This is a genomic window from Acidimicrobiales bacterium (assembly GCA_036273495.1).
In the GTDB taxonomy this organism is placed as follows: Bacteria; Actinomycetota; Acidimicrobiia; order Acidimicrobiales; family JAJPHE01; genus DASSEU01.
In genome coordinates, this window is sequence record DASUHN010000152.1 from 1 (window position 1) to 4499 (window position 4499).

Annotated in this window: 3 protein-coding genes; all 3 read right to left on the reverse strand. The window is 71.8% G+C overall.

Annotation, left to right across the window (positions count from 1 at the left end; genetic code table 11):
* Positions 1–724, reverse strand: a 724-nt coding sequence (locus VFW24_06490; protein ID HEX5266403.1) for a glycosyltransferase family 39 protein, incomplete at its 3' end; no start/stop codon positions are given.
* Positions 697–2958 carry a phosphoribosylformylglycinamidine synthase subunit PurL gene (purL, locus tag VFW24_06495; protein HEX5266404.1) on the reverse strand — a complete coding sequence of 754 codons (2262 nt, stop codon included), beginning with the start codon at positions 2956–2958 and terminating at the stop codon, positions 697–699. The genes VFW24_06490 and purL, both read right to left, overlap by 28 nt.
* 110 nt (positions 2959–3068) lie before the next feature.
* Positions 3069–4163, reverse strand: a complete 1095-nt coding sequence (locus VFW24_06500) for a group II intron maturase-specific domain-containing protein (GenBank protein ID HEX5266405.1) — start codon at positions 4161–4163, stop codon at positions 3069–3071.
* Positions 4164–4499: the final 336 nt, after the last annotated feature.

Genomic DNA, 4499 nt, shown 5'->3' on the forward strand with positions numbered 1-4499 from the left:
CCAGCCCGGCCGCACCGACGAGCACGGCCCCCCGCAGCGCCGCGACCCGCAGCCAGGATGCGGTGGCCCCGACCGGAGCGCGCCGACCCGCGAGCAGCAACGCCGGCACGAGGAGGATGAAGCTGTCGGGCCGGCACAGGATGTCGAGGCCGCAGAGCGCCCCTGCCAGCGCGCACCAGCGCAGCGGCCGTCGGGCGGCCGGCACCACCGCCGCCGCCAGCAGAGAGCCGAGCTCGAGGGGCAGCGACAGCGACTCCGACAGGACCGACCCGCCGGCCAGGAGAAGGGGCGGGTACACCGCAGCGAGGACCATGGCCACCGCCGCCCCCCGGCGCCGGGCACCCGGGCACGTCTCCGGGACCAGCCGGTAGGCCAGTGCCCCGACGAGCGCCACCGTGACCAGTCCCAGGACCACCTCGACGACCCGGGCCACCATGACGTGATCCCCGACTACGGCGTAGATGCCGCCCAGGAAGAGCGGCCACAGCGGGGGCCGGAAGGCGGTGGGCCCGCCCCCGGGAGCGACCACGGTCGTGCCGAAGCCGTGCCCCCCCGCCAGCGAGACGCCCAGCCGGTGATAGTCGGCGGGGTCGTTCAGCAGCGGCAGGTGGAGGGTGCCCACGAGGAGCCCCACCCGGGCGGCCAGGGCCAGCCCGACCACGGCCAGCAGAGCCCGGTACCAGCGCCCCCGCCCGGCTAGCGCGGGTCGAGCGCCCCCCGCCATCCCGTCACCGCCTCGTCGACACCGAGATCGAGGAGCCGGTCCCCGTCCGTGCCGTCGACGACCATCCGGCGGCCGCCGGCCGGGCCCAGCTCCACCGCCTCCACCCCGCTGGCCGCCGCCCGCTCGAGCACCGGCCGCGCATGGGAGGTGCACAGCACGACGCGCGACGGGCGCTCGGAGAAAAGCTCGGCGTGGCCCCGCACCCCGCTGAGCTGGAAGCCGGTGCCGGAGGCCACGGCCATCTCCGCCAGCGCCACCGCCAGGCCCCCGTCGGCCACGTCCGACACTCCCGCGACCAGGCCGTCGGTCACGAGGTCGCGGACGAGCAGCAGCAGATCGACGTGGGCCGCGTAGTCGACGGACGCCAGCACTCCTCCACGATGGCCGCGCCGCGCCGCCCAGGCCGAGCCGTCCAGGACGTCGTCCTGATCCGGGCCCACGCGTGTGCCGAGGAGCACGACGGTGGACTCCGGTTCGAGGGACACGGCCGGCGGGCGCCGGCGCAGCTCGTCGACGAGGCCGAGCACGGCGACGACCGGGGTGGGGTCGATGTCCCGGCCCGCGCTCTCGTTGTAGAGGCTGACGTTGCCTCCTATGACCGGGATGTCGAGGGCCCGGCACGCCTCCGCCATCCCGTCGATCGACTCGGAGAGCTGCCACATCACCTCGGGGTGCTCGGGGTTGCCGAAGTTGAGGCAGTTGACCACCGCCACCGGCGCCGCTCCCGCACAGGCGACGTTGAGGGCGGACTCCGCCACCAGCCAGGCCGTCCCCGCCCGGGGGTCGACCGCACACCATCGTCCGTTTCCGTCCGTCGACAGCGCCAGGGCGGATTCCTGACCGGCCGTGCCGAGGGGGTCGGAGGCGGTGGCGTTGACCCCCGGCGCCTTCAACCGCAGGACGGCCGCCCCCGCTCCGGGGGCGAGGACGGTGTTCAGGAACAGCTGGTGGTCGTACTGGCGGAAGACCGGTGAGGGATCGGCCAGGAGGGCGACCACGTCGGCGGCGTTGTCGGCCGCCGTCGGCGCCGGAAGAGCGGACGCGGAGGCGGAGCGGCGGGCACCCAGGTCCGCGGGCGGCTGCACGGGCCGGTCGTACAGCGGCGCGTCCTCGTGCAGCGAGGAAGCGGGCACGTCGGCCAGCACGGGACCGTCCCAGCCGTCGAGGATCCGCAGGCGACCGCCGCCGGCCCCGCCCGGGGTGACCCGGCCGACCACTGCCGCCCGCACCTGCCAGCGGGCGCAGACCTCCTCGACCGCGGCCAGGTCACCGGGGGTGACGATGGCGAGCATGCGCTCCTGGCTCTCGCTGGTCATCACCTCGAACGGCTCCATCTCCGGCTCCCGGCGAGGGACGGCGCTCACGTCGACGTCCATCCCCACCCCGCCGCGCGAGGCGGTCTCGCTGGTGGCGCAGGTGAGGCCGGCCCCGCCGAGATCCTGGATCCCGACCACCAGGCCGGCCGACAGCAGCTCGAGGCACGCCTCGATCAGCCGCTTCTCCTCGAACGGATCGCCGACCTGGACGCTCGGGCGCTTGGCCGAGTCCTCCTCGGCGAAGCCCGCCGACGCCAGCACGCTCACCCCGCCGATTCCGTCGCGGCCGGTGCGCGAGCCGAGGAGCACGGCCACGTTGCCGACACCCGTGGCCCGCCCCAGCACCAGCCGGTCGACCGGCAGGATTCCGACACACAGCACGTTGACGAGCGGGTTGCCGGCGTAGGTGGGGTCGAAGACCAGCTCTCCGCCGACGGTCGGGACGCCGACGGAGTTGCCGTAGCCGGATATGCCGCGCACCACGCCCTCGAAGATCCAGCGGCTGCGCGGATCGTCGAGGGGTCCGAACCGCAGCGGGTCCATGAGGGCGATGGGCCGGGCACCCATCGTGAAGATGTCGCGCAGGATGCCTCCGACGCCGGTGGCCGCCCCCTGGTACGGCTCGATGGCCGACGGATGGTTGTGGCTCTCGATGCGGATCGCCACGGCTATGCCGTTGCCGGCGTCGATCACGCCGGCGTTCTCCCCCGGGCCGACCAGAACGCGCTGCCCCTCGGTCGGCAGACGGCGGAGGTGGAGCCGGGACGACTTGTAGGAGCAGTGCTCGCTCCACATCACCGCGTACATGGCCAGCTCGAGGTGGTTCGGCTCCCGGCCGAGGATCTCCGAGATCGCCTCGGCCTCACCGTCGGTGAGCCCCAGGACCCGGTGCAGCGGCTCCTCGGTCAGCTGCGCCATTGGTAGTCAGGGGCGCGGTGCCCGCGCCGCGGGTCCGGTTCCCCATCCCCCTTTCAATCCGTACGTGCGGTTTTCCCGCATACGGCTTACCGACGGTCTTCTGGACATGGTTACGCCGCCTTCGGGTATCGGATGGTGCCCATGAGCTGATACAGGCCCTGGTCGTGGAACCAGGCTGGCGTCCATCGTTCCGCCTGACCGGCACGCAGGTTGCGACCTCGCTTCTTCATCAGAAGCCGCTTGAGCCGCCACGCCACGTAGTCGTCCAGGCTAACGAACTTCTTGGTCGCGTTGCCGGTGCGGAAGTAGTTGCCCCAGCCCCTAAGGAACTGGTTGATGGCGCCTATGACCTCGGGGAGGTCCTTCCCCACCTGGGACCGGGCGGTGAGGGCCTTGACCCGGGCTCGGACTCGCTTCATCGACCGCACCGACGGCCAGCGATGGAGGTAGTAGCGCACGATGCGCCGCTGTTCCCAGAGCCGGCCGGACATGCGGGCATGGAAGTGGCATCCGAGGAAGTCAAAGCCCTGCCTGGCCAGCACCCCTGCCGCCAGCCACTGTCGGAGGAGCTTTAGGACCCGCCGGTCCGACACCCGCTCGCCGACCAGGGCCATGAGCTGGTCATGGTCGATCGAGCCGAAGAAGTCCGTGATGTCGGCCTCGAATATGGGCTCGAGGACGATCTTGGCCGCCTGCTGGGCCACCCTGTCCTTGACAGTGGGGATGCCCAACGGGCGCAACTTCCCGTGGGGCTTGGGTATCTCCACCCGCCGAACCGGCTTCGGGAGATAGATGCCTGCCTGGAGGTCCGCTTGCAGCTCCCCGATCATCCGGGAGATGCCATAGGCCTCCACCGCATCCAGGGTCAGACCGTCGACCCCGGCTGCTCCACGATTGGCTCTCACCCTCTCCCACGCCTCCCACAGGATGTCGGTCCGGTGGATGCGGTCATAAAGGGCGTGGAAGCGGCGACCCGAAGACTGCTTGGCCGCAGCCCATAGCCGGTTCTGGAGTTGTCGCACTTTGGCCGAGGGCATGTGCTTGCCCTGGGGGTAGTCGGGCGGGGCGGTCCCCGCCATGCCCTTGCGCTTACCTCCGACCCCGGCGTGACCGAAGTCGGGGCCCTTCCCTGGTTGCCGGGCCACCATTGCCCTGCCAGGTACTACGACCCCGTCGGACTCCCGCTGGCCTCCCCCCGGCTTCACCACTGGCTTATACGAGGGGTCTTTGCTGCCGAGGCTGGCCAGACGGGTCTCTCCAGTCCCGAACGAAACCGTGCGTGCGTGCCGATCCACGTACCCCGAGGGGGCCCGACCAGGGGCATCTCCGGAACTGGCCAGTTGGTCGGACGTGGGCCTTCACCGGGACATGAGCGGCTCGGCTCCCCCGTTGTAACTCTGACGAGGCTGCAGGACTCGGCCCTGGTGGACCTACGGCCCGCACGCTTGCTCCCTCCAAAGAGGCTTTCGACGCCCCGCTCAGCCCGCCGCCTCTCGGCGACGAACCGGGGCCTGCTACCGGGCTCTCCGGCGATTACCCGG

Coding starts and splice junctions, on each gene's coding strand:
- purL (HEX5266404.1), bottom strand. CDS start 2,958: ATGGCGCAGCTGACCGAGGAGCCGCTGCACCGGGTCCTGGGGCTCACC.